The organism is Providencia sp. PROV267, assembly GCF_028477825.1.
In the GTDB taxonomy this organism is placed as follows: Bacteria; Pseudomonadota; Gammaproteobacteria; order Enterobacterales; family Enterobacteriaceae; genus Providencia; species Providencia stuartii.
Genome location: NZ_JAMPLX010000011.1, coordinates 24,407 through 50,574, shown reverse-complemented (window position 1 = coordinate 50,574; position 26,168 = coordinate 24,407). Strand labels below are relative to the sequence as shown.

23 protein-coding genes and 1 CRISPR repeat array are annotated in these 26,168 nt (G+C 43.0%); of the genes, 4 read left to right on the top strand and 19 right to left on the bottom strand.

The annotated features are described in order from the left end of the window. Positions 1–121: 121 nt before the first annotated feature. From cas3f to flgB, 13 genes are all read right to left on the bottom strand, one after another. On the bottom strand, positions 122–3,670 hold the full coding sequence (gene cas3f / locus PR709_RS08805; protein ID WP_004918638.1) for a type I-F CRISPR-associated helicase Cas3f: 3,549 nt from the start codon (positions 3,668–3,670) through the stop codon (positions 122–124). Next, complete coding sequence (gene cas1f / locus PR709_RS08800) at positions 3,667–4,644, bottom strand: type I-F CRISPR-associated endonuclease Cas1f (RefSeq protein ID WP_004918636.1); 978 nt, start codon at positions 4,642–4,644, stop codon at positions 3,667–3,669. The genes cas3f and cas1f overlap by 4 nt, the downstream gene beginning before the upstream one ends. Before the next feature lie 342 nt (positions 4,645–4,986). Further along, positions 4,987–5,674: a CRISPR direct-repeat array (repeat unit 28 nt; unit sequence TTTCTAAGCTGCCTATACGGCAGTGAAC). Positions 5,675–5,931: 257 nt separating this feature from the next. Further along, the gene (gene flgL, locus PR709_RS08795) at positions 5,932–6,867 is read right to left on the bottom strand and encodes a flagellar hook-associated protein FlgL (protein ID WP_014658063.1); all 936 of its coding nucleotides are present in this window, start codon (positions 6,865–6,867) and stop codon (positions 5,932–5,934) included. Between the two features lie 27 nt (positions 6,868–6,894). Then, positions 6,895–8,535 (bottom strand): flagellar hook-associated protein FlgK, encoded by a 1,641-nt coding sequence (gene flgK, locus PR709_RS08790; RefSeq protein WP_014658062.1) that lies wholly within the window; start codon positions 8,533–8,535, stop codon positions 6,895–6,897. Positions 8,536–8,779: 244 nt separating this feature from the next. Beyond that, on the bottom strand, positions 8,780–9,760 hold the full coding sequence (gene flgJ, locus PR709_RS08785) for a flagellar assembly peptidoglycan hydrolase FlgJ (protein ID WP_004918619.1): 981 nt from the start codon (positions 9,758–9,760) through the stop codon (positions 8,780–8,782). After that, positions 9,760–10,863 carry a flagellar basal body P-ring protein FlgI gene (locus tag PR709_RS08780; RefSeq protein ID WP_004918617.1) on the bottom strand — a complete coding sequence of 368 codons (1,104 nt, stop codon included), beginning with the start codon at positions 10,861–10,863 and terminating at the stop codon, positions 9,760–9,762. The genes flgJ and PR709_RS08780 overlap by 1 nt, the downstream gene beginning before the upstream one ends. Before the next feature lie 41 nt (positions 10,864–10,904). Next, complete coding sequence (locus PR709_RS08775; RefSeq protein ID WP_004918615.1) at positions 10,905–11,672, bottom strand: flagellar basal body L-ring protein FlgH; 768 nt, start codon at positions 11,670–11,672, stop codon at positions 10,905–10,907. Positions 11,673–11,761: 89 nt separating this feature from the next. Next, positions 11,762–12,544 (bottom strand): flagellar basal-body rod protein FlgG, encoded by a 783-nt coding sequence (gene flgG, locus PR709_RS08770; RefSeq protein ID WP_004918612.1) that lies wholly within the window; start codon positions 12,542–12,544, stop codon positions 11,762–11,764. A gap of 19 nt (positions 12,545–12,563) precedes the next feature. Then, positions 12,564–13,319, bottom strand: coding sequence for a flagellar basal body rod protein FlgF (locus PR709_RS08765; RefSeq protein WP_004918610.1), 756 nt, complete (start codon positions 13,317–13,319; stop codon positions 12,564–12,566). A gap of 15 nt (positions 13,320–13,334) precedes the next feature. After that, positions 13,335–14,555 carry a flagellar hook protein FlgE gene (gene flgE, locus PR709_RS08760; RefSeq protein WP_004918608.1) on the bottom strand — a complete coding sequence of 407 codons (1,221 nt, stop codon included), beginning with the start codon at positions 14,553–14,555 and terminating at the stop codon, positions 13,335–13,337. 30 nt (positions 14,556–14,585) lie between these two features. After that, positions 14,586–15,425, bottom strand: coding sequence for a flagellar hook assembly protein FlgD (locus tag PR709_RS08755; protein ID WP_004918607.1), 840 nt, complete (start codon positions 15,423–15,425; stop codon positions 14,586–14,588). 12 nt (positions 15,426–15,437) lie between these two features. Beyond that, positions 15,438–15,842, bottom strand: a complete 405-nt coding sequence (flgC, locus tag PR709_RS08750) for a flagellar basal body rod protein FlgC (protein ID WP_272570865.1) — start codon at positions 15,840–15,842, stop codon at positions 15,438–15,440. A gap of 5 nt (positions 15,843–15,847) precedes the next feature. Further along, on the bottom strand, positions 15,848–16,261 hold the full coding sequence (flgB, locus tag PR709_RS08745; RefSeq protein WP_004918603.1) for a flagellar basal body rod protein FlgB: 414 nt from the start codon (positions 16,259–16,261) through the stop codon (positions 15,848–15,850). A 276-nt stretch (positions 16,262–16,537) separates the two neighbouring features. Between flgB and flgA the strand changes: the two genes are divergently transcribed. The 3 genes from flgA to PR709_RS08730 all read left to right on the top strand — a co-directional run bounded on the left by flgA (position 16,538) and on the right by PR709_RS08730 (position 18,121). Further along, positions 16,538–17,194: a flagellar basal body P-ring formation chaperone FlgA gene (flgA, locus tag PR709_RS08740; RefSeq protein ID WP_004918600.1), complete on the top strand. Its 657-nt coding sequence runs from the start codon at positions 16,538–16,540 to the stop codon at positions 17,192–17,194. A 173-nt stretch (positions 17,195–17,367) separates the two neighbouring features. Continuing rightward, positions 17,368–17,670 carry a flagellar biosynthesis anti-sigma factor FlgM gene (gene flgM, locus PR709_RS08735; protein WP_004918599.1) on the top strand — a complete coding sequence of 101 codons (303 nt, stop codon included), beginning with the start codon at positions 17,368–17,370 and terminating at the stop codon, positions 17,668–17,670. 10 nt (positions 17,671–17,680) lie between these two features. Beyond that, the gene (locus tag PR709_RS08730) at positions 17,681–18,121 is read left to right on the top strand and encodes a flagella synthesis protein FlgN (RefSeq protein WP_169342339.1); all 441 of its coding nucleotides are present in this window, start codon (positions 17,681–17,683) and stop codon (positions 18,119–18,121) included. 812 nt (positions 18,122–18,933) lie between these two features. On the opposite strand, the gene flhA is transcribed toward PR709_RS08730, so the two are convergent. Together flhA and flhB are read right to left on the bottom strand one after the other, a co-directional pair. Beyond that, positions 18,934–21,030 (bottom strand): flagellar biosynthesis protein FlhA, encoded by a 2,097-nt coding sequence (gene flhA, locus PR709_RS08725; protein ID WP_004918593.1) that lies wholly within the window; start codon positions 21,028–21,030, stop codon positions 18,934–18,936. Beyond that, a complete protein-coding gene (gene flhB / locus PR709_RS08720; protein WP_004918591.1) occupies positions 21,023–22,174 on the bottom strand; it encodes a flagellar biosynthesis protein FlhB in 1,152 nt (383 codons plus the stop codon). The genes flhA and flhB overlap by 8 nt, the downstream gene beginning before the upstream one ends. A 304-nt stretch (positions 22,175–22,478) precedes the next feature. Here flhB and PR709_RS08715 point away from each other — a divergent pair, with 304 nt between their 5' ends. Next, on the top strand, positions 22,479–23,036 hold the full coding sequence (locus PR709_RS08715; RefSeq protein ID WP_004918586.1) for a hypothetical protein: 558 nt from the start codon (positions 22,479–22,481) through the stop codon (positions 23,034–23,036). An 84-nt stretch (positions 23,037–23,120) separates the two neighbouring features. Here PR709_RS08715 and PR709_RS08710 read toward each other — a convergent pair whose 3' ends face one another. Genes PR709_RS08710 through PR709_RS08695 form a run of 4 tightly spaced genes read right to left on the bottom strand, consistent with a single transcriptional unit; the run spans position 23,121 to position 26,120 of the window. Then, positions 23,121–23,759 (bottom strand): protein phosphatase CheZ, encoded by a 639-nt coding sequence (locus PR709_RS08710; protein ID WP_004918584.1) that lies wholly within the window; start codon positions 23,757–23,759, stop codon positions 23,121–23,123. A gap of 24 nt (positions 23,760–23,783) precedes the next feature. After that, entirely contained in the window at positions 23,784–24,176 is a 393-nt protein-coding gene (gene cheY / locus PR709_RS08705) for a chemotaxis response regulator CheY (protein ID WP_004918582.1), read from the bottom strand. Positions 24,177–24,216: 40 nt separating this feature from the next. After that, a complete protein-coding gene (locus PR709_RS08700; protein ID WP_014658053.1) occupies positions 24,217–25,284 on the bottom strand; it encodes a protein-glutamate methylesterase/protein-glutamine glutaminase in 1,068 nt (355 codons plus the stop codon). Continuing rightward, positions 25,284–26,120 (bottom strand): chemotaxis protein-glutamate O-methyltransferase, encoded by an 837-nt coding sequence (locus PR709_RS08695; RefSeq protein WP_004918579.1) that lies wholly within the window; start codon positions 26,118–26,120, stop codon positions 25,284–25,286. The genes PR709_RS08700 and PR709_RS08695 overlap by 1 nt, the downstream gene beginning before the upstream one ends. Positions 26,121–26,168: the final 48 nt, after the last annotated feature.

Genomic DNA, 26,168 nt, shown 5'->3' with positions numbered 1-26,168 from the left:
TTAATCTAGCTTATACACAGATAGTTCCCCACTTATCTCAAGCTATATCCTATTTCCCCATCTGATAAACATCACGTTCAAAAATAAGTATAAATACTCATTTTTTACTAAGTGATGCAAACTACCTTTTTATTGGGTATACCCCCATCTGGTCATCATAACGATATCCATCATGTACATTTAAACATTTTAAAAACGTTATCTCGCCATAAAACCGTGAAAGTGAAGTGATTTGTTCCGCTTCCTCTGTCTGGGATTCGAGAGATTTCGCATAATCCCGAACTAACCAAAGCCTCTTTTTCATTGACTCAGGGAACTCTATGAAATGAATTCCATTCTGAGCCCCCACATTAACCCAACCATTTTCGCGATGATATTCACTAAATTGCATTTCCCCTCTTGGTAAGATTTCCAACACCAATCGAAAAGAAGGGGCGCCGCTACGAAAAGATGCTATCTGTTGAGATATTGCTGTCATCCACCAATTACCATGGGTATAACCCCAAATATGAGATGCTGCATTACTGGGTATTGTTTGATGATTTGAACGTCGAGTGGTTCTTCTTGATGATGTTGCTGAATTTTCTGCCCGTTTAGGCGGGAAAATATGCTCAATTTTAAATGTATACTTTATCGCTGCATGCTCTAAACAGGCCAAATTAGTGTGTTTTTTACTTTCATAATTTGCTTGCTTTTGTATTCGAGGGATCGCATCAACTGATTTGTTCAATTGTTGTTCATCAACCAGTTCGTAAAGATCATGAGTCGATAACCCTAAATTAATATATCTATTTTCATAGCCGGGTCGAGAAAATGGATTATCATTGCCTTCTTCAAACCCTTTTAAGTTGTATTGCAATAACGCCATATTAGGTTGTGCCACTTCCCCTTCTCGATGACGACGAACACGCCCAGCAATTTGAATAATAGAACGCCAGGATGAAGGCTCTACCACCGCCCAATCAAAATCATGATCGCGCCCTACTTCTTCTACTGGTGTAGCAACTAGAATAAATATCAGATGCTTAGCTTTCCCCTCTGCACTGACTTGTGCGAGATGTTGGCGAATGATCGCATCATTTAGCGCATCAGGTTCTTCTCCTGATTTTTCCTTACGTTTTAAAACACTATCTAAATGTTGTTCCTGTTCATGCCGTAGCAATAGAACTTGCTGGCTATGGTAAGCCATAGTGCGGATCTCAACCTCATCAGGGCACTCACACTCAAGTAAGAAACGCGTTAGATCAATACAAGGTAAAATATTGGCAACACGGATTACGCCAAATGAAACTTGGATACCCGTGCGTTTATCAAGAAAAGCATGGTAATGATGTTGGGTTAATACAGCATTGAGGATGTGATTAAAATAACATTGCTGACTCTCTTGCGTATTATCCTTTGGTGTAGGAACTATTAATGCCTTACGGCGTGCAGGTTGCTGCCCTAACACTTTGGCTCTTTTATCAATAAACTTGCCATGGTACTGCTGATAAAAGTAAGGGGTATTTTCATCATTAGCCACAAGCGTAGCAGCTAGCGTTGAAGATTTACATTTCTCTTTTACGGGGTCATATTCCCCCTCATCAATCCACATACAACCAATCTCTAAAGACTGTTGACGGCTTTTTGCATGAGCATGCCACCCAGATTGATAAGCGTGAAAGTAAGCTAAAGCAGTATCTGGGGTTATTGTAGCGGAAGAGATCATCACTTTACGCCCAAGTAACCCAACCATATGGATCAGACGCGCGATGGCTGCCGAGTCAGCCTCAATAAAGTCATCGACCTCATCAATCACAAGATCTGAAGACATTAAACGTAAACAAGGCAGAATATAACGGCCGCCACGAATGGTTTCAGTAGCCCCTATAATATGGTCGATAGTACAAGCTAATACAGGAGCATAGAGTAAAGCCCTATCTTTCTCCCTTGTCAGTACGGTGGATAATACTTCTTCTGGCAAAATACCTGACCATTTATTCTCATCCCATCTGAGCATTTCTTCATTTTCATCAAATAACATTTCTTGTGATTCAGAGCCAGTTTGGTGAGGCTTCAAATCATTTGATTCGCTATTAGTCTGATGTGAAGAGGTGTCATTCGAGGCTTCTGATGCATTTTCATTCTCTTTTGCATTCTGATGCAGTTGAGCCACCGCTTTAGAGCCAATTAAAACCGCAAGATCCCTTTCGCCTAGCCCAATCTTGTTTTGATCTTTATACTCATCCCCTGTTTGTAACGTTAATGTGCGTAACCCTAACGCTAAAATATAACGTAGACTCTGCTTATCTTCAGATAATGCTTGCATGATTTTGGCATTAGCCCGCGTTTTACCGCAGCCAGTACTCGCCATATTGACAATAAAATAACCTTTAATGTCATCATTACGCTCTTTGCGGTATTGATAAATTGAATTAACCGCATCTTCTTGCCAACTAAATTTCCCTGTGCTGTTTTTATCATATGCAAGCTTTGGAACATCACTAGCAAACGGCGGTTCACTTTCAAAATAAGGTAATGTTTCTGCAATATCTCGAGCAGTTTCAGCGACCTTGACGAGATGTTCATCAAGTTTCTGTTTAAATGTAACTTGCGGAATATTGTTAATATTGCGGATTTTGTGTGTGTTGGCATAAAGTGCAATATCACTGTGCCATTGTGGGTCATTCCCTTGAGATGAGTAATTATGATCTCCTAGCATTAAGCAAAGGCGAGCATAGTGAGCGATAACTCGCCAACTCCCATCTGCCATTGCTTGTTGGAACAAAGGGAGTTGATTTTTTAAATCAGTTGCCGCTTGTTGAACCGCTTGGACCCACGCTTTGGAGTTACTCAATAAGCCATTAGGGAATTCAAAACACATCTTGATGCGTTGTTGAAATTGAGCATCGTCATTCCCGTTTCTATAGCCCCAACTTTGTTTTATCTTAGCCAATAATTGAGTATGCAAATTAATGGCTTTGTCCTGCCAATTACAAAGCTCTTGCTCATCTAAGAAAGGTAACTTATGGTGAGTTAAAATTAGCCAAGTCAACAACGCTGCCGCATCGGGTAATTCAGCGAGTGGATTTGATGCTAAACAATTATCGTTTACGCATTGCTGTAGCTGTGATTCATCCCATTCTTGGTGAATGAGCGCATCAAGCCATTTTTCCTCACTCCCTTCCGCTGAATGGATTTTAACCAATGAACTAAACAATATTGAGGACACCCACTCATGCCGAACAGGGTCACCTTTAAAAGGCATTTTAACGGCTGGATTCAGTTTATCTTGAAATAAGCGGGATGCTTTCCCCCAGTCATGGAATAAGGCTGCTAACCTAGCAACAGCGGCAATTAAAGAGAGATATTTCCAATCATTTTCAAACTCGCTGCCTAAAAATGATTTTTCAGTACGGTTCACCGGAACATGCCCCTGTGAATTAAATTTATTGCGATTCCCGACGACCCATAAGAGTTGAGAGCGTGATCGAGAGCGTATCCAATGACAGCTTACAGCAGTATTGCGACTGGCGCTTTGCCTCAGCATTTTTTTGACTGTTTGTAAGCCGTCTTCAGTGATGAGGGTTTGCCATGTGTTATCACCAATACGGTTAGCAAATGCATCCAATACACGTCGTGTTCTTTTTAGTGCATGTTTTTCACATTGCGAAACAAAAGTGACCATCATAATTTAGGCTCCTGAATTTGTTGCTCTGAGCCGGTTTGTAACGCAATCGTTTTAACGGTATCAAAAAGAAAGTCTAAGGCGTGATTATCGATGAAAGATTGTAAGATTTGCTGGCGGAACTCTTGCTCTGAGGCTCCCTCTTTAGCGCAAATAAAGGACCAAGGGAGAACGATGGCATCTTTAATTAAATCTGCGACATCAAATACCAGCGCGCCGCGTCGGGTTTTGCCATGCATAACCGCAAAACCGTGAGGGATCCCGAGTACCCATAAGCAACTCGCTGCCAAACCATATGCCAAATAATTACCGTGGTTTAAAAAGGCATTCGCTTTATCCATGGCTTGATGTTGACGTGTGAAATTTTTTTGCCCCGTGTTATTTGCTGCATATTTATAAAGTGCCTTCGTTAATTGGGCTTCTGTGAGTAATAGCGTCTGAGGGTCATCCGCCGCCTCAGTTCGTGTATGAAAGGTTTCTAAGGCATTTTGGATCAACGTATCATTATAAATAAACCCTTCATTCTGCAATTCTCGGGAGCTTTGCCAAGTCTTCTGTAAATAGCTGATGCGAGATCGTTGTAACGTTTTAGCGGCAGCTAAACGCTTTTTATCATCGAACCAAAAACGCATCCAACCTTGCAAATATTCGGTTGGCCGATATTCACTTTGTGGTGTTAACCATTCTACTTCCGTTGACATATATAAAGGTGTGCCACCGCCACCACAAAAACCAACCAGTACCCCAGCCTGTGAAAGCATTCTCATCGCAGCTTGAGTAATAGAGGTGCCAGTGCCTAATAGCAAAACTGTTGTATTCGCAATGGGAATATTGAAATAGAGGTTTTCATTTTTCGCTTCGGTGAAGTAGAGAACTCGACCATCTTTTTGCATAACGCGGCAATGCTCTAAATAGTACATATTAGCGCGCTTGGAATGAAGGATAGTTTTTAAATCAGCGGGAGAAAAGTCATCCATGTTGAATTAGCCTTCCATTGACTTGGTTAAATCATATGACTATTTAAATACAGTTTAACTTAAGTGTTGTCTATAGCTATTCATTGTTTGTAAAGAGTACATGGTGATTTTGGGAAGCTGATCGCAAAGCGTTTTATCAAAAATAACTTATTGATTGTATTTAAACGTACATGTTAATACTTGTTTATTTAATCTATATTAATAAATGGATAACTGCCTATACGTTTATGTATGTGACCTACGGCCTTCTAAGCCGTTGGCCTTATGTCTAATCTTCCTATACCAATGTGAGTTTTATTTTCCCTTTATTACTGCGCTGGCGGGAGTTGAACCCGCGTCTTATTTCTAAGCTGCCTATACGGCAGTGAACTAAACGGGATCAGGGTTTCGTCATACTTCATATTTCTAAGCTGCCTATATGGCAGTGAACACTTACCGAAACGTAATTTGCTTAATAGTGATTTTCTAAGCTGCCTATACGGCAGTGAACATGGGAGAATTGTTTTACTGGTTTTCTTTTATTTTCTAAGCTGCCTATACGGCAGTGAACATTCGTCTTGAGCAAGCGGGTAAATACTTTGATTTCTAAGCTGCCTATACGGCAGTGAACACGGGATCATTCGGTGCAACACCGAGCATGCTTTCTAAACTGCCTATACGGCAGTGAACGGGTTTTTTTCTCGAACATAATTTTTCTGTAATTTCTAAGCTGCCTATACGGCAGTGAACCTTAGTGCGGTTTTTTTGTATCCAAAATTCGATTTCTAAGCTGCCTATACGGCAGTTAACATACAGGTAGGGGGGGTAAATATGACCCTGCTTTTCTAAGCTGCCTATACGGCAGTGAACATTGCCTTGCTGGTCTGCGAAAATTAGCCACTTTTCTAAGCTGCCTATACGGCAGTGAACGCATTAACTTCCTGTTATCGTCATGAGTAATATTTCTAAGCTGCCTATACGGCAGTGAACCGAGACGGATCATGGGGTGATATTGAATTCTATTTTCTAAGCTGCCTATACGGCAGTGAACAATTAGCTTACCAAACAAAATCCCTAAATAACAATTCGTTAGCCTATTTTTTAGAAAAATACCTTCTTTTTTATGACACTTAGTAACTTATTGTTTTATTGGCTAATTTTTTAAAGAGCAAAAACAAAGGGTAAAATAAAGAGTAAATCATCTTAAGAGAAATGCAATATAGGATAAGAGAAAAGAAAATAATTGTAGGGAAAAATAACGATACGGTAATTGCGCCAGCCTCAAATGAGTTGAGACTGGCACACGTCTTAGCGACCACCAAATAATGACATGCTATTTAAATCTTTAAAAATATCTTGCGATGCTTGGAACATAGCCATTTCTTTATAATAGTCTGTTGTGACTCCAGTCCAATTTGTATCCAACAACTCACTTATGCGCTGACTATTTTGAATACTTCTTGTATCTGCTAGAAAGTTTAATTGGTCAATTTCTTGTAGCTGCAACCCCTGCTTCGACTCAATATTTGAGATTTTATCTAGCGCTGATTTAACCGCTGTATTGGCGCTATCTAATGCTTTTTGAGCTGCCTCTTTTTCGCTTTGTGTTGCTTGGTCTTGAGGCGTTTTCAGCGCAGCAATGCCTTCATTTAACGCTTTGAAAACATTCACGACATTATTGCTATCCGTTGCAAACACTTGTGCGCCAGTAAAGTAAGTGGTCATTTCGCGATCGCTGGATACATTCTGCATAATCGCTTTATCGCCGCCTTTGTAAATCACATCGCCCGCAGCATTCACCTCAAATGGTGGCTTGTCAGATTTATAACCTGCAAAAATATAGCGACCATTACCATCTGTCGTATTGCCTAACGCTACCAGCTGATCTTTCAAACCGCTTAATTGCTCCGCAAGTGACATTCTGTCACTATCACTCAAACTACCTTGGTTTGAAGCTTGAATAATTGTTGTATCAATCTGAGTGGTAACCTCTGTCATCTGGGTCAACACGCTCATCTGTAGCAGCATGCCTGTTTTGGCAAAACCTCGACTTGCCACATATTGCTGGTTACGGTTTTCAGATTGATTAACACGCACCGCCTGCGATGAAGCTTGGGGGTCATCCGACGGCTTGCTGACACGCTTACCGGATGCCAGTTGGCTACCCGCATCCATCCAACGCGCTTGAGCATTATTCATATCTTGCAAGCGCTGGTGATAAATCATATTCGTACTTAAACGCATAATAGAATCCTTTTAAATGACTAGAATTTAGAACGCTCTCATTAGGGCATTAAAGAGGTCATCTACAGTTTTTAGCACTTGCGCATTCGCATTAAAAAACTGTTGGATTTTTTGCATTTGAATGCTTTCTTCGTTCATATTGACGCCCGAAACCGCTTGCTCTTGCTGATAGAAACTTTCTGTCATTTTGTTTTGTGTTTCAGAGTCAATCTGTGCTTGCTTGGTTTGGTTACCCACATCATTGACGATAGTGGCGTAATAATCGGAAAACGTTGATGTGCCCCCAATTAATTTTTGGTCTTGAAGCTTAACCAGCTCTTTTAGGTTATCATTATCACCAGGTCCGCTCCCTTTCTCACCCGCCGCCGCAAAATTTGCCGCATCGCTTATCAAAGATTGCATGCCATTGATGACGCCATTAACTGGTTTGACTAAAAACGAATCACCACTTTGGGCATTGTTTTGGGTAATTTTCAGCTCGATACCATCAAACTTCAATGTATCTGGGGTTGAGCGATCAACGGTAACGGCAAAGCCTTCAGGTAGTCGAGTGACATTCCACTCTTTACCATCAAAACGCATCTCATAATTATTGCCTGTGACTTGAGAGACGTCGCTATAGTTAAAATCAAATTCTGCTTTACCGCGGTTAAAGGTATTACTGACTACATTACCTTTGCCGATTTCGAAAAAGTCCTTACCCGGATTACCATTGGCATCAAAGCCTTTCTTATGTACTTCGTTGAATTTACTTGCGAAGACCAAGGCCAATTTATTGAGTTTTTGGTATGCAGGATCAATGACCTCTTTGCGAGAGCGTAATACGCCGCTGAGCTCACCACCACGAAACGCATCGTCTGCAATTTCGCGCACTTGACCATTAGCACCAACAAAACCAATACTAAAGCGGCTGTCATCCTGTGAGGAAGGAACGGCCTCAAGGCGGTTCGCATTTTCTCCAGTCACCAACGGTAAACCATTTGCAAAAGTGACGTTGTAGTTTCCATTTTGCTCAATCACTTTTACGCCAATCAATGAGTTGATCTCACTGACTAGGCGATCACGTACGTCCAGCAAATCATTAGGCTCTGAGCCGCTCACAGAGCGCACCCGCGCTATCTGTTGGTTCAAACCAGCGATTTTCTCTGCGTAGGTATTGATGTCTTTCACCTTAGTTTCAATTTGGCGATTAACATCACGCTCCATTTCTTGTAATCGTCTATCTGCTTCCTTGAACTGCCCTACCAGTGCATTTGATTTACCTAAAAAAACATCGATTAATGTTTTATCACTCGCATCACTGCTTGCGGCATCAAGCGCTGTAAAAAAACTCCCAATATTGCTCGAAATATCTTCAATATCATTAGTGAGTAAGTCATCGACTTGGCTGCTGTTTTTCGCATAAGCTTCATACTCACCACTACGAGCGCGTGATTGACCATATTGCTGGTTAATAAACTCATCAAACTCACGGCGAACATGGCTAAAATAGGTGCCGTTACCAAAATAACCGTTAGGTGTCATTGTGCCGGGATTCTCCCCGAAAACAGCACTTTGGCGATGATAGTAACCCACACCTGCGTTAGCTAAGTTATTTGAAATCACACTTAACCCACCCTGTGCGGCATTCACACCACTAAGTGCATTATTCATTACATTGTTCAGCATAAGCTTTTCCTTTATCTGCTGCTTATCGCCATGGTTCATCGATAATAACCGTCGCAATATCAACCCGAACTTTTTATTTATATTTCAAATAATTCGAGGTGCAGTTAGGTAACAAATCACTGTATCCTTGCAGCACCAATAAGCATCATCAATCGTGCTGTCACTTGAAATATGACGAATATAGTTAGTTATCGGAAAGATGCCGCAAATGTTTAGTGTTTACGGCACCTTTCAAGATGAAAATTTAAAAAATATCACTCAGATCGACGGTATAGGCTTGAACCGCTCGTGACGCCGCTTTGTCTGCCGTCTGATAGCCACGAATTTGATTGATCAGCGTAATTAATTTATCGGCATAATTAGGGTCTGTCGCATAACCTGCTTGGTGTAAGCGACGCGCCGCTACCTCAGGGGATTGCGCGTGTTTAACATCACGATAGCGTGGGTTCTCAGTCAATAAATTAATGTAATCGGCTATCGCTTCTTCATATGAGCCATACACACGGAAATCGTCTCGCATTTTGATGCTTTTGCCATTAATCACTTCCGTTGTCATAATATTGGTTACTGGCCCTTGCCAACTTTTACCCGCTTTAATACCAAACAGGTTATGGCTGGTTTTGCCTTCCGCCGTTAAAATTTCTCGACGCCCCCAACCACTTTCTAATGCCGCCTGAGCAAGGACCAAAAGGTGCGATATACCACTTTTCTGGCTGGCAACTTTTGCAGGCTCTATTAGTCGACTAATAAAGTTTTGACTATTTAAAGAGAGGGATTTGACCTTCTGCATGGATGACGATAGAGCATCTCCTAACGGAGCAAAACGACGGACAATCTGCGCCATTGCTTGGTTAGGTAGAGAATCTATCAATCGATCATCCATGTTAAAGGGCTTCACTGGTACGTCTTCTGAAGATGTATCACCTTGCATTTGAGTTAGCTGCTGATACATCATTTCACCAAAGCCTAACCCTTTTTGTGACAGGTCTTGCGCAATTTGCTGATCATACATACTGGTTAGCATACGCGTCTGATCGGAGGAAAAAAGACCATCTTGCGGTAGTGCATCACGCATGCTTTTTAACATCATTTGTACAAACGTCGCTTCTAATTGCTGGGTGACTTGACGCAACCCTTTATCTGGCGAATCAGTTAATTCCCGCTTTAAATGGCTGAGCGACTGCAAATCAAATGCGGCACCTTGCATTAATTGCATATCATTCATCAGATGATCTCCAGCTTAGCGCGCAAGCATCCAGCGCTTTCCATGGCCTGTAAAATCGACATTAAGTCGGTTGGCGTCGCCCCTAAAGTATTAAGTGCTTGTATCACTTGGTTAAGTTGTACGCTGGCATTGACTTTTTGTAATGCGCCGCCTTGCTCCCTCACCCCAATATTCGTATTACGGGTAACGACGGTTTGCCCGCCTGCAAAAGGCGTGTTCGGCTGACTGACCTGAGTTTGCCTCTCTACCATCACCGATAAACTGCCGTGTGCTACCGCACAGCTTTCTAATGTTACACTGCGATTGATCACAACTGAGCCTGTTCGCGAATTTAAGATCACTTTGGCTTCGGCAATTGGCGTACGTACATTCAATTCTTGAATTTGTGCAAGAAAACGCACCTGATCACTATTGTTCATTGGCACACGTAGCTGAACTGTGCGTGAATCTAATGGTGTTGCGGTGCCTGCACCACGTAATCGGTTAATTGCATCACTAATATCTTGCGCTAATGTGAAGCTATCATCGTTCAGTTGTAAGTTAATGATGCCATTTTGACCAAAGCTAGTAGGTAGCTCACGCTCAATGGTCGCCCCTCCAGTGATCCGCCCACCAGCTAATTGATTGACTTTAATACTGCTTCCCCCCGCACTCGCGCCAGCTCCACCAACTAAAATGTTACCTTGTGCCATGGCATAAACCTGCCCATCAACGCCTTTAAGTGGGGTCATTAGCAAAGTACCACCTCGTAAGCTTTTCGCATTCCCCATCGAGGAGACCACCACATCTACGGCTTGTCCTGCGCGAGCAAAAGGTGGCAATTTCGCGGTAACCATCACGGCTGCCACGTTTTTCAACTGCATGTTAGTGCCAGGTGGCACGGTGATCCCCATTTGAGATAACATATTGCTCAAGCTTTGAGTGGTAAAGGGTGTTTGCATGGTTTGGTCACCGGTGCCATCCAGCCCTACTACCAATCCATAACCAATTAACGCGTTGTCACGTACACCCTGCACTGTTGTCAAATCCTTGATACGTTCGCTATATGCCGATGTAGCAAATAGACAAAGCAGCGTTAGCAGAAGAGTCACTAATTTATTCATTCGATTATCTCTATGGGTTTACAGCTCAATTTCTACCTAAATTAATAAGGCGAAACGTTTAAGAAAAAGCGTTGCAACCAGCCCATGGTTTGCGATTCATTAATATAACCATCACCAACATATTCAATACGCGCATCCGCCACTTGTGTGGAGCTGACATTGTTATCTGCGCCTATTGTGCGAGGGTTTACCACGCCCGAAAAACGAATCGACTCCGTTCCTTGATTAATCGCTATCCGTTTTTCGCCCACTACATGCAAGTTACCGTTAGCTAAGAGTTGATCGACCGTGACGGTTATGGTGCCTCTAAAGGTATTGTTGGCATTGGCCCCGCCTTTCCCTGAAAAATCACTACTGCCTTTCACATCCAGCTCTGTATTACTGCCGCCCAGCCAACCTTGCATAAAACCAGGCAAGATTGCGGCTAAGAACCCCGTTTTACCGCTGCGATTTGCATTCGCGGATGAGTTCTTACTGGCGCTCACATTCTCTTGCAAATTAATGGTTAAAATATCGCCTACATTGCGAGGTCGCCTATCTTCAAACAGTGGTTGGTAGCCGTAATAGGCGGGCTGAGCACTTTGAAAAATAGCGCCATTGGGTGCGGGGGCTGTGGGTGCTGTCGGTAACGCACTTGTTTGAGTATCCACCAGAGGACGAGGTTTGACATAAGCACAACCACTTGTGGCTAATACCAAAGCAATCACCAAAACCTTACTCGGTGAAAAGAATGAATCGCCCTTAATTTCAGGGGTAAAACCGTTTTTCGTCATCATGGTACTCTTTTGCTGCTGTGTCTGTTTTATCATCACATCAAATGCCTAGTTATCACCAAATGACAACTTACCTTCTCGGGCAAATTGTCATTTGGGATCAGGCCGCGCGTTATGCCATCAAATTACAGTTGCGTTAAGCGTTGTAGCATCTGGTCGGAAGCTGAAACCGCTTTACTGTTAATTTCATAGGCGCGTTGGGTTTGGATCATATTCACCAATTCCTCAGCCACATTGACGTTCGAGGTTTCAAGCATATGCTGATACAGCAAACCAGCACCATTCGTGCCCGGCGCGCTTTCATTTGGCGCTCCTGAGCTAGCGGTTTCCATGTACAGGTTCTCACCCATACTTTCCAAGCCCGCATCATTAATAAATGTTGTTAGCGTAATTTGCCCAATTTGCTGTGGTTGGTTATCCCCATAGACCGTGATTGAGACCGTACCATCACGTGCGATGGTGAGGCTATTGGCATTATCAGGGATGGTGATGGCAGGTACGATTTGGTAACCACTCGAAGTGACTAGCTGACCATCTTGGTTTGGCTGCAAAGCACCGTCGCGTGTATATGCATCTGTACCATCGGGCAACTGCACATGTAGGAAACCTTGTCCTTTGATAGCAATGTCGGTGGTGTTTCCGGTTTTATTCAACGCACCTTGGCTATGAATACGCATTGTCGCCACAGGGCGTGACCCTGTACCCAGTTGTAAACCTGATGGTAAAGAGGTCTGCTCAGAGCTCATTGCCCCCGGTTGACGAATATTTTGATACAGTAAATCTTCAAATACTGCACGTTGACGTTTGAAACCATTTGTACTGACGTTTGCCAAGTTGTTGGAAATAACATCAAGGTTGGTTTGTTGGGTATCAAGCCCAGTTTTAGCAATCCATAATGAACGGATCATCGTTATTCCTTACTGAAAATTAGCTAACGGCAAGCAGTTGGTTGGCTTTTTGTGCATTTTCATCGGCACTACGAACCACTTTCATCTGCATTTCAAAATACCTAGCGTTGGCAATCATCGACACCATCGCTTCTGCGGCATTGACATTGCTGCCTTCAATCACCCCAGATGTCACGGAAGCTCGCTCACTTTGTGCAAGCCCATTACCATTCGCCGCCGCGGCTTGTGGTGATAGATGAAATAAGCCATCTTCACCGCGAATTAAATCTTGCGGCTGAGCTTCAACCACTTTTAAGCGCCCTATCTGCCCTAACATTGTTGGCGGGTCGGTCGCCAATAAGGCCGTCACTGTGCCATCTTCACCGATGGTCAGTTCCGCATTCGGCGGCACATTGATCGGGCCACCATCTCCTTGTAGACGGCGCTCACCAATCACCAATTCACCGTCAGGTGAAATTTGAATGTTACCGTTACGGGTATAAGCTTCACTACCATCTGCAAGTTCAACGGCTAGAAAGTGTTTGTCGTTTAATGCCACATCCATTGGCCTGCCCGTATAGTTGAGCGGCCCTTGGCTCATATCCGCTCCGGGCGTTGAAGCAACCACCAACGTTCGTGTTTGCTCGCTATCTCCATGAATAGGAACAGCCCGCATCGCCGCTAATTGCGCTTTAAAACCCGATGTGGAAACATTCGCAATGTTATTAGAAACAATCGCTTGGTTTTCAAGCGCATGTCGTGCGCCTCCCATTGCGGTATAAATGACATGATCCATAGCCACCCTCTACACTTAGCGTAAGTTAACCATCGTTTGCAGCATCTGATCTTGGGTTTTGATCGTCTGTGCGTTCGATTGGTAGTTACGTTGCATCACAATCATGTTGATCAGCTCTTGGCTCATATCTACGTTGGAAGATTCCAGCGCACCGCTCGTTAGCTTACCGAATTGACCGACGCCCGGTACGCCATCCATCGGGTTACCAGAGGCATTAGACGGTGCCCAAACGTTACCACCTTGTGATACTAAGCCATTCGGGTTAGCGAATGCTGAAAGTGCCACTTGCCCAACAACACGTTTTTGTTGGTTTGAGTAATTCGCCACGATCAAGCCGTTATCTTCGACTTTGAAATTGGTGTACTCACCTGCCGGATAACCGTTAACATCAATCGCACTCACCGATGATTCGCTGACTTTTTGCTGGCGTGTTTTATTTAGGTCAATCTGCAACGTACCGTTATTGGCACCATTTAGACCTTGATAATCAAACGCAAAAACGGCATTAGTTGGGCTATTTAGGCGGCCATTTCCATCAAACTCCATATCTCCTAATTTCTTAGCCACTTTATCGCCAGCATCTTTTGCATAAGCCGTCCATTTGTTATCGTCTGTTTTGACAAAGTAAACGGAGATTTCATGGGTATTACCTTGGCTATCAAATGCGGTCATGGTGGTACTGAAGTTATAGCTGCCAGTATCATCTGGGTTATTGATATCAAAAGGTTTGGATTTAACTTTGTCTTCAGAATTCAGGTTGATAGTCAGTTTTGCCAAATCAGAGGCTTGAGCATCCATCATATCTGTTGGGATATTTAGCCCTTGAGGAACACCACCACTTTGAACGACCACATTACCATTCTCATCCAAACCAGCCGGATAACCTGTCACTGTCATTCCTTGGTTGTTGACGAGGTTGCCGCTTTTATCGCGAATAAATTGCCCATCACGGCTATAAAAAATATCACCGTTTTGGTCTTGCACACGGAAAAAACCATTTCCTGAAATGGCCACATCCGTCGGTCTGTCAGTACGAGTGATTGGGCCATCTTTAAAGTTTTGGGTTACCGCGGCAACGTTAACCCCCAGACCTACACCTGAACCGGCAAACATATCGGCAAAAGAGGTGGTTGCACCTTTAAAACCATTAGTTGCGGAGTTGGCAATATTATTACCAATCGAATCAAGCCCCGCTGAGGCAGCATTTAAGCCACTAACTGCTTGTGAAAAAGACATGTTTTCTCCATGACGGTTGGGGAAATAAAATTAAGATGATGGATAGACTTTAAAAATGCTGCTAAGCGGCACACTCTGTCCTATACCAACATCCAATAAAGGAGCATCTGTACCCGGCGTGACACCATTAACTCGGGTATATCCCAATTTGGTGACTTCAATTTCTGCGCCGTTACTGACAGCCCTTACATCAAAGAAGTATTTGCTGTTCGTATCAGCAACGAGTTTTCCATTGTCATCGCGCCCATCCCACGACATGTCATAAATGTCAGGTTTCACTTCTGTGTCGTAAGAGATGGTACGAATAATGGCTCTATTTTTATCGCGTATCGTGATCTCAACGCTGTCAGCCATTTTGGGAAGGAAGAAACCAAACGGCGATGAGATATAATCCCCTTGGGACGCATCATCATCTCCGCCATTGTCATTGGCTACGGACAACGCACGGCTAGTTTCATCATCAGGTAATGGATTTGTTGGTTTAGAAATAGCCGTATTATCACTGTCATTTTGCGTTTTTAATGGCGCAAGAACGATTTCATTACGCGGTATCAAAACCCCTTTTCCGACCAATTGAGTCGCTTGCAATGATTGACCAGAACCAATTTGGCTTGAAATTCCGCTGACTTTATCACTCAGCTTATTCATACTTTCAAGGGTCGCGATTTGTGCAAGTTGGCTGGTCAACTCTGCGTTTTCCATCGGCTTAGTGGGGTCTTGATTTTGCATCTGCGTCACAATCATTTTTAAAAACGTGTCACGCATATCATCCGTTTGACTCTTATTTTTATTTGGAATATTACTTTTCAGCGGCTCTGGGCCTGCTGTGGTGTTATCCAAAGAGTCATACATGGTGGCTGCTATGCCCATTTAGCTTCCTCGTTACCGGCCTATGGTTAAGGTTTTCTGAAGCAGCGTTTTAGCTGTATTCATCACTTCTAAGTTTGCTTGGTAGCTACGCGATGCCGAAATGGTATTGATCATTTCACCGACCATATCGACGTTAGGCATACGCACGTACCCCTTCTCATCCGCCAATGGGTGACCGGGTTTGTATTCCATACGTGGTGGCGTGGGATCTTCAATCAACTGGCTCACACGAACACCGCCAACGCCATTACGGCCTTGAGGCGTCATTTGGAAAACTACCTGTTTAGCACGAAACGGTTCGCCATCAGGGCCTACAACACTTTCCGCGTTCGCCATATTGCTAGCGCTCACGTTAAGACGCTGTGATTGCGCGGTCAGTGCGGATGCTGAAATATCAAAAATACTGAGTAACGCCATTTTTATTACCCCTGCTGTAACACGGCCAACATACTTTTGACGCGGCTATTAATAAAAGTGAGATCTGCTTGGTACTTCAATGTGTTATCTGCGAATTGACTGCGCTCTATATCCATATCGACGGTATTACCGTCCATTGAGGTTTGATATGGAACACGATATTTAAGATCCAATTCGGGCTGTTTCATGTTTCGACCTTCGATATGGCCTTTTGATGTCACCGCCAAAGCAACGCCTTTACCTTTTACAACGCCATTTTTCATGGCTTGCTGTAACTGGCGGCTAAAATCAATATCACGCGCCTGATACCCCGGTGTATCCGCATTAGCAATATTTGCAGCTAAAATAGTTTGCCTTGCCTCGCGTATTGATAACGCCTGTTGCTGAAAAGCAAATGTGGCATTTAATTTATCAATCATGTTCAACCCCAATAAATTTTGCTTATCTCTCTCTTATCGTTATCACGATAAAATAAGCACCAATGCGTCACGCCATTCGCTAACTGTAATTTTCAAAGAATAGCAATGCAGAAAACGCTGAAATTTAAAATTCGACGCGCTTATATTAGCCGTATAACAAAAAATCTAATGGCAAGATAAAGGCAAAATTATTGACCTATTTGACCCATTCATTATTGATGAGATGCGTAAACTGCGAGCAATTAGAAAAGTATCTTTTGATGAGGAGGCAACTCAATGAATGGTTTTCATACAACGCTATTTGGCTCGTTAATTTTACTAACGACAACAGCGCAAGCCTCTTTACCGCAAGACATTAATAACTATTTTCGTAAAATACACACCAAGCCGAATCAAGTCTCTATTGAGATAAAAACACCTATAGAACGTTGGCCTAGTTGTGAAAAGCCCCAAATTCTTCCTCCTGTCGGTAGTCGTAATATGGGAAATGTTTCATTACCGGTGCAATGCGGTAAGAAAAAACAGTTTATTCAGTTAACCGTTAATGTCACCGGACAGTATTATGTGGCAACACGTAATATCGCTCGTGGAGAAAAAATTGAATTTGTCGATATTGGCACCCAAAAGGGGCTACTCCATAAGCTACCTACAGGGGCTGCCACCGATAAAGTTGCAATACGCGGCAGCATCGCATTGCGTGATATCAATGCAGGTCAAACATTGACACAATCTATGATGCGTCGACCTTGGGCCGTTAAAGCAGGACAAAACGTTTATGTCTTTGCAAATGGCCATAATTTTTCGGTTAAATATGAAGGACGAGCCATCAACAATGCCGCCACCGGGGAAAACACGCGTGTTCGATTAATCAACGGTCAGGTTGTTAATGGAGAAGCCTTAGAAAATGGCAGTGTGCGGGTAGCGCTAAAGTAGCGAATTTTGATTGAGACTCAATAAGATAATCGATATTATGCGCCTACTCATATCGAAGGGTATCATTATCATTCTCAAGCATTAGAATAGTCTTAAAGATAAGCATTAGATTAAAGAATTGGTAATTAACGCCGATATTCCATTTATAAAAATACTGGAACAGGAAAAACACTATGGCTATCGAGCAAACATCTGCAATTTCAGCGCTAACGCAAGTGACAAACCGTGACCCACAGGATCCCACGGCGCCCCTTCGTGAGAAAAAAGTATCAGCGACTGAATCCGTTAAAGAAAGTACTTTTTCACCAAGTGAACTAAAAAAGAAGTTATTGCAACCTCAAGCCAGTGATATCAACAGTGAAAAAGTTGAACGAATTAAACAGGCCATTAAAGATGGTACATTGCAAATGAATACCGAGAAAGTTGCCGACGGTATTTTACGTGATGCCCATGAATTCATGCTATCAATGAAGTAAGACAATGAATATGAATGATGATTTGTTGACGTTGCTAGAACAACAGCTCACTCATTTACAATCACTGCAAATAGTGATGAAAAATGAGGAGTTACTGTTAGGCTACCATCGTGTTCCCCCATCACCGTTTCAAGAAGCCACCGAGCAAAAGCGTTATTTGGTTGCCGCTATTGGACATGGTGAAACACATCGTCTACGCCTTGAGCAAGAAATGGGAATTGTGGCGCCCTACGATGAAAACCCTGCGCTTCATAGCCTGTGGGGTGAAATCAAAGCGCTGACAACAACATTAAAAGAGTTAAATTACCGTAACCACCAAATGTTGCAGTTACATATTGAACTGAATAACCAGCGTCTTGCTTTTGTCAAAAAACATAATAACCAATCCACTTATGGTGCAGACGGTTTAGAAGAAAAGCGTCCAGTATTAGGTAAGAAAATTTCTATTTAGGCGACGGTGATAAACAAGATCACCGTTCTGTTCGGTAACGTGCAGTCATGCGCTTGTAAGCCATATTGAATATAATCTTTATCTTCTCATGTTTTTCGACTAAATAAATCACGCCATTTTTATGTCTATAAAAGAAAAGCGGTCACCTATATCCACTATCGCATTAAGTGAACATAGATGACCGTTATACGAAATGATTAGCTAGCGCTATCCAATATCAGCCTGCCTTTTGTAACCTTAATGAAGTGCTAGCGTAGTTTTATCACCCAAGGCAATTTAGCTCATCAAACAAGATGAGGCTCTGATTTTTATTCCTGTCATTTTAAGCCCAAAAGCGCAATAACCACAGAGCAGTGTGAATTAAACGTTTCATGCCTCCACTACGCTATTAAAGCGCTCAAAACAGTAAGTTAAAAAAGATAACCCGCTCTCTTATGCATCAAAGCAGTTGTATAACAACTGCTTTGATATCCGTATCAGGAATGCGTTAACGCTTTGCTTGTGCATGATAAAAAGCGCTTCTTACGGCATCGCCCATAAGGCGAGACTTTAACTGTTACTTCTGCAATTTTATGCAAAATAACGTAATAACCACAAAAAAGTGTGAATTAAGCGTTTCATGCCTCCACTACGCTATTAAATCGCCCAAAACGTTAAGTTAAAAAAGATAACCCACTCTCTTATGCATCAAAGCAGTTGTATAACGACTGCTTTGATATCTGTATCAGGAATGCGTTGACACTTTGCTTGTGCATGATAAAAAGCGCTTCTTACGGCAAAAGCGATAAAACCTCATTCCTATACTCAGCAACTTAGTTACCACTGATCATCGATGTCATGCGAATTTTCCGGCGATCGTTTAGCTCAAGATTCGACATTACCACCAGTTCAGGTAAGCTTCTGCGTAAAAAGCGAGATAAGATCAAACGTAGTCCATGATTGACCAATAATACCGTCGGTGCGCCCATCGCCTCTTGGTGCTTCACGGCCTCTTCGGCTTGCGTCTGAATAAATTGCGCAAGGTTTGGCTCTAAGCCACCACCATTTTTGGCCGCTTGTAATAAAATCTGCTCAAGCCCCGCATCTAGACCAATGACTTGTATTTCATCCGCATTGCCGAACCATTGCTGAGTGATTGCCCGCCCTAATGCGATACGTACCTGTGATGTTAGATAATCCGTATCTTTTTGCTCACCATTTTCACCCGCCATTTCTGCAAGTGTTTCAATGATTGTGCGCATATCACGGATCACAACATCTTCCATTAATAGATTCTGTAATACCCGATGCAATGTGGTCAAAGAAATGGTATCCGGTATTAAATCATCAGCCAGCTTCGGCATCTCTTTCTTCACTCGGTCATAAAGCATTTGTGCTTCTTGGCGACCAAACAATGTGCTTGAGTTTTGTAGCAAGATCTGATTAAAGTGCGTAGCAACGGCAGTGCTTGCTGAAACCACGGTATACCCTTGGATTTGCGCTTGTTCACGCAAATCATCATCAATCCAAACGGCAGGTAGGCCAAAGGCTGGCTCTTTGGTTGCATCTCCGGGTAGCGTACCTGCGGCATTACCTGGGTCAATCGCCAAGCTTCTTCCTGGTTGCGCCTCACCATGTCCGACAACCGCACCTTTAATAAGGATACGATATTCACAAGGCGCTAACTCTAAGTTGTCACAAATATGCACTACAGGTGGCAAGTAACCTACCTCTTGCGCAAATTTCTTGCGTAAGCCACGAATTCGTCCAAGTAATTCACCTTGTTGGTCATTATCTACCAGTGGAATTAAGCGATAGCCCACCTCCATGGCAAGTAAATCTTCAAGCTGAACATCATCCCAAGTGGCTTCAACGACCTTATTTGCCTCTTGGAACTGTTTCATTTGCCCATCATCTGCCTGACTTTCTGGCTGTTTAGCTTTGCGAACCAAATACCAGCCTAGCCCTGCTAATGCGGCAGTAAACAGTAAAAATACAAAGTTTGGCATACCTGGGATTAAACCGATTAACCCCAACACACCGGCACTTAGCCACATCACCCGTGGGTTATTAAATAGCTGAGTGACCATCTGCTCACCGACATCTTCATCGGTTGCGACTCTGGTCACAATCACCCCTGCCGCCGTTGAGATAATCAAAGCTGGGATCTGAGCGACTAAGCCATCACCAATCGTTAGCAAAGTATATGCACTCGTGGCATCGCCCAATGTCATATTATGTTGGCCAACACCAATAATTAGCCCACCGACAACGTTGATCACCATAATCATGATCCCCGCGATGGCATCCCCACGCACAAATTTACTTGCACCATCCATTGAGCCATAAAAATCGGCTTCTTGGGTCACTTCAGCACGGCGCTTTTTGGCTTCATCATCATTGATAATGCCAGCATTTAAGTCCGCATCAATTGCCATCTGTTTACCTGGCATACCATCAAGGACAAAGCGTGCGCCTACTTCGGCAATACGCCCCGCACCTTTGGTGATCACCATAAAGTTAATTAACACTAAAATGATGAAAACCACTATCCCTATGGCAAAGTTTCCCCCCACCAAAAAGTGACCAAAGGCTTCAACAACACGCCCAGCCGCATCAGGCCCAGTATGCCCCTCCAGCAGAATAATGCGCGTTGACGCAATATTTAGTGATAGACGTAATAGTGTGGCAAACAGCAAAATGGTTGGGAAGGCTGCAAAATCAAGGGTACGCTTAGTGAACATTGCCACTAATAGCACCATGATCGATAAAGCGATATTAAAGGTAAACAGTAAATCTAAGATAAAAGCCGGTAATGGCAGTACCATCATCGACAAGATCAGCAAGATGAGAACAGGCCCAGCAAGAATTTGCCATTGCGTTCCCTGTAAGTTTTTAGGCAATTTTAATAATGCAGCCAAATTAGCCATCGCGATTGTTTTCTCCAGCAAAATCCAGCGCCGGTGGCACTGGTAAATTTTTCGGTTTTCTTGGTTTTAATCCACCCTCACGCCGCCAGCGACGTAGCTGGTAAACCCATGCTAAAACTTCTGCCACCGCAGCATATAGCGCTACAGGAATGCTTTGCCCGATTTCGGCATGACGATACAGTGCACGCGCTAATGGGGGAGCTTCTAATTGTAAAATTCGATGTTCTTGGCCAATTTCTTTAATGCGTTGAGCTATCACGCCTGCGCCTTTAGCGAGTACTTTCGGTGCTCCCATGCGTTTATCATCATATTTCAGTGCAACCGCATAATGAGTTGGGTTCGTCACTATCACATCCGCTTGAGGTACATCAGCCATCATACGATTCCGCGCAATTGCACGCTGCTGTTGGCGGATTTTGGCTTTTATCTGAGGGTCACCTTCTTGTTGTTTAAACTCATCTTTAATTTCTTGGCGACTCATGCGTAATTTCTTCAAATGTGAACGAAATTGATAAAAAACATCAAATGCCACCATTGGGATCAGCAAAAATACGATTAGGTATCCAGCAAAAATCACTTTATGCATTGCATTCCCTAAAGCGGTTACGGGAGATTCAGTCACAAGATGCAAAAGTGATGACCAGTTTTGCCAGAGAAAAATAGCTGCCCCTAGCCCGACAAAGAGCGATTTCAAAATGGCTTTAAATAATTCAGAAAGCGCATTCATCGAAAAAATTCGTTTTAATCCACTGATAGGATTAAGTTTTTTCAAATCAAATTTAATTAATTTGCTATTAAATAATAACCCTCCAACCAGCGACGATGCAGAGATCCCAACTAACGCCAATCCACCAATAACAGGTAATAAAGCAAATAGTGCTTCGCCCACCATGCGCCCAAAGTAGCTCACCATTAACAAGGTGTTTTGTATGTAATGCCCATCGAAAATAAAACCTTGACGAAAAATTTGCCGTAGTTCATCAGCAAGATGCCCACCACTGAGCCACAGGAGACTGACCCCTGCTAACATCATCATGAGTGAACTGAGTTCTTTTGAGCGAACTATCTGCCCATCATCTTTCGCCTTCTGTTTTTTATGGGGCGTGGGTTCTTCTGTTTTTTCTACATCACTTTCGTCGGACACGCCGTTTCCTTGCTCGTCAGCAGATTAGAAGTTTGTGCTATAGCATGACAGAGTGTAAAAAAATCAATGCAAGAAAATAGACGAAGTTCACAAGGGTTATTTGCCAATTGAGTAAGATGACATCCGTTTTGCGAACCGTTACGTAACGCCTAGTAATAACACCACGCCGAGGTGGCGGTAGGGGAAAAGATAGGCTATTTTTCCCTGAGAATGAGTCAGAAATAAATACACTAAATCCTATTTTGTTAGGTAATTTCAAAGGGTAAGCTACCTACCCACTCTTTAGCTTAAAGGTCATAAATATATGGATAGTTGTCATCTCGTCGCCCCAGATGTTTCAGTAGAGAATGCAGAAAAAGAAGCGGAACGCATGCTGAACTGGCTCAAGCAACAAGGGATTATCGACCCTGATTACCAACTCATAGAAGATGATGAGGTGATATATCGCCCCACCCCTGAGTATAAACAGCCTATCCTCTATATTATTGATGACAAAATTGTGCCCACTCAGTTACCGGAACATATATTAAAAAACTATCTCACCATTACCACTCAACGTACCGTATTTCATGCAGGTGGAAATGGTCTTGGTATCTACTGCCCTGTTTGTAAAAACGAACAAAGCAAACAAAGTGAAGATTGGAGCGATGCTGTAACTGCATGGTATGAAGGTAATCCGCATGATTTGTCATGTGTTAATTGTGATTATCGTGCGCCAATTGGCGACTGGCATTATGACCCAACCTGGGCATTTGGCGAACTTGGTTTTAGCTTTCATAGCTGGGATATGAGTGATGCGTTTATTCAACAATTTACCAAAGCATTTGGGGGGAGAATCATTGATGTCTATCAGCATGACTGAGCATCATCGCCTGATTACACCGATTAATTTGCAATTCGCTCTTGACCCCCTGCTTTTTGGCAAGGGGGGAACTTCAACAAAGATTTAAAAACCTAGCTCGTCTAATAAATCATCAACTTGTGATTGTGATGCCATCACATTGACACCTTCCTTGTTAATTTGCGGGCCATTTAGCAAACTGTCATTTTGTTGCTTCACTCGCATCTCTGGTGGCGTATTTTCCATAAGCAGTGCCAACAGCTGTTTTTCTGCCTCTTCAACCACTTCCATCATTTTTTTAATCACTTGCCCAGTTAAATCTTGAAAATCCTGAGCCATCATAATTTCAAGCAACTCGGCTTTCGTCGTACAGCTGTCATTAATCACACGCCCCAAAAAAGCATGGGTTGATTGATGGAGTTCAGGTGTGATTTGATTCGTATTCACCCCTTCCCATTGCTGTTGTAGTTTGATTGCCTCATCATGCATTTCTACTTGAAGTGGCTTGATTATATCAATACCGTTTAGGGTTTTTTCTGCCGCTTGAGCCGTCATTTGGGCGATATAACGCAAACGATCTTTACCATCAGGAATGCTAGCCACCGCCTGCTGAACACTTTTTTCTAAACCGAGTTCACGCATGCTTTCGCGTAGCGTTCTCATCAAGGTGCCAATCCGCGTAATGACCTGTTTTAAATCTTCATTACCTGTAGGATTGCTCGTCGTTACTATTTGCTCTGTCATCACACTCTCCTTTTACAGGTTCGTTTATTGCAATCCCATTTTTTCAAAGACTTTATTCAGTTTCTCTTCCAATATAGCCGCGGTAAATGGCTTCACGACATAACCACTCGCGCCCGCTTGTGCCGCCGCAATGATATTTTCTTTTTTCGCTTCTGCCGTTACCATCAAAACAGGAATGTGCTTCAACGCTTCGTCGCCACGGATCGTTTTCAGTAGTTCTAAACCATCCATGTTTGGCATGTTCCAATCTGCTACGACGAAATCGATATGGCCCGCACGAATTTTTTCTAATGCATCAACGCCATCTTCTGCTTCTTCTATTTTATTAAAACCAAGTTCTTTTAATAAGTTACGGACAATACGTCTCATTGTGGAAAAATCATCAACAACCAAAAAACTGAGATCTTTAGCGGCCATAACCACTCCTTCAAAAATACAATAGTAAATTCTGTAACCGCTAAGCGGAAACAGATGAAAGTCGAGCCAAAACGCTTGGGGCAATTTTGGCGATATCCTGAATTTCGTCCACGGCATCCAGCTCAATAGCGGCACGTGGCATGCCAAATACCACGCAACTACTTTCATTTTGTGCGTAAGTCACCGCACCTTGTTGGCGCAAGTTGAGCATACCTTTGGCCCCATCCATCCCCATTCCGGTCAATAGAATGCCAACACATTTACGCCCCACACATTTCGCAACAGAATCAAATAACACATCGACAGAAGGACGATGGCGATTAACCGGCTCGGTTTGTTGCAAACGAATCTGATACCCTCGCCCGTTATCAACCACCAGCATGTGAGAGTCACCCGGCGCAATATAGGCATAGCCCTTTTGTAAAGGCTCATTGTGCTCCGCTTCTTTTACCGTCAATGAGCATAACTTGTTTAGTCTTTCTGCAAACGAACGCGTAAAACCCGCAGGCATGTGCTGAGTGATCACGACTGGCGGACATTCGCGAGGCAACATTTCTAAAAATTGACGGATGGCTTCTGTTCCTCCCGTCGAAGCGCCCACGGCAATCACTCTGCTATGGCAAACATAAGCAGATAATGGCTTAGCGATATTGGCTGGCTCTGGAGTTGCTTTTTCTGTGCGCGCAAAACGGTTTCGATGTGTTATTTTCGACATGGCGGCAGCACGAATTTTTTCACCAATCACATCTCGATAGCTCATCATTGTTTCACGAATACCAATCTGTGGTTTGGTAACAAAATCAACCGCGCCCAGCTCTAACGCTTTTAATGTAACCTCTGAGCCTTTAGAAGTTAATGTTGATACCATCACGACAGGTAATGGGTGTAAACGCATCAATTTCTCTAAAAAATCAATTCCATCCATACGTGGCATTTCAACATCGAGCGTTAACACATCGGGTTCATGTTGTTTAATTAAGTCACGAGCTACATAAGGATCAGGCGCTGTGTCAACTACCATCATATCGGAGTGACTGTTAATGATTTCACGCATGATTTGACGCATTAGTGCTGAGTCATCGACACAAAGCACTTTAATTTTTTTCATCACCCCCTCCTCGCCGGTTGTAGGCTGTAGACGGTTTGTCCTTTAATTACAAATCGTTGTGATAATTGAGATAAATTTTCTGAATGGCCGATAAATAACAGTCCATCCGGTTTGAGTAACGGTGCAAATCGTTCTAATAATTTGATCTGCGTGTCTTTATCGAAATAGATCATGACATTACGACAAAAGATTGCATCGAAACGGTGTTGAAGCTGCCAATCGCTATCACTGAGATTTAAATAACGAAATTCAATCATCTGCCTAAGCGTTTGTTTCACTCGCGCATAGCCTTCAAAGTCGCCAACGCCTTTCATAAAATAGCGTTGACGTTGCAACGCGCTGAGGGCTTTTAACTCCTCGATACGATAAACACCTTGTTTTGCTTTACTTAACACTTCGGTATCAATATCACTCGCAATAACTTTGGCATTCACCGCTTGTGAACCGAGCACATCACTTAATGTCATCGCAATGGAGTAAGGCTCTTCACCGGTAGAAGAGGCCGCACACCAAATATTGATATTGCTACTTTTACGAGAGCGTACAAAGTCAGCCAATGTCACGAAATGGTGAGGCTCTCGGAAGAAGGCGGTTAAATTTGTCGTCAACGCATTGACAAATGCTTGCCACTCTGGGTGTAAAGGCTCGCGCTCCAGCATACGTAGGTATTCAGAAAAATTATTGACGTTACAATCACGTAGTCGTTTTAGCAGCCTGTTATACACCATGCTTTTTTTATTCATGGTAAGAACGATGCCTGATTTTTTATGAATAAACCGGCAAACCCGACCAAACTCTTCATCGGTCAATGGTTCTATTTGTGGTGCAAAAAGCATCGTACTTTGTCCTATTTGATAAAAACCCAGAAGCAGCCGGTTATCGGC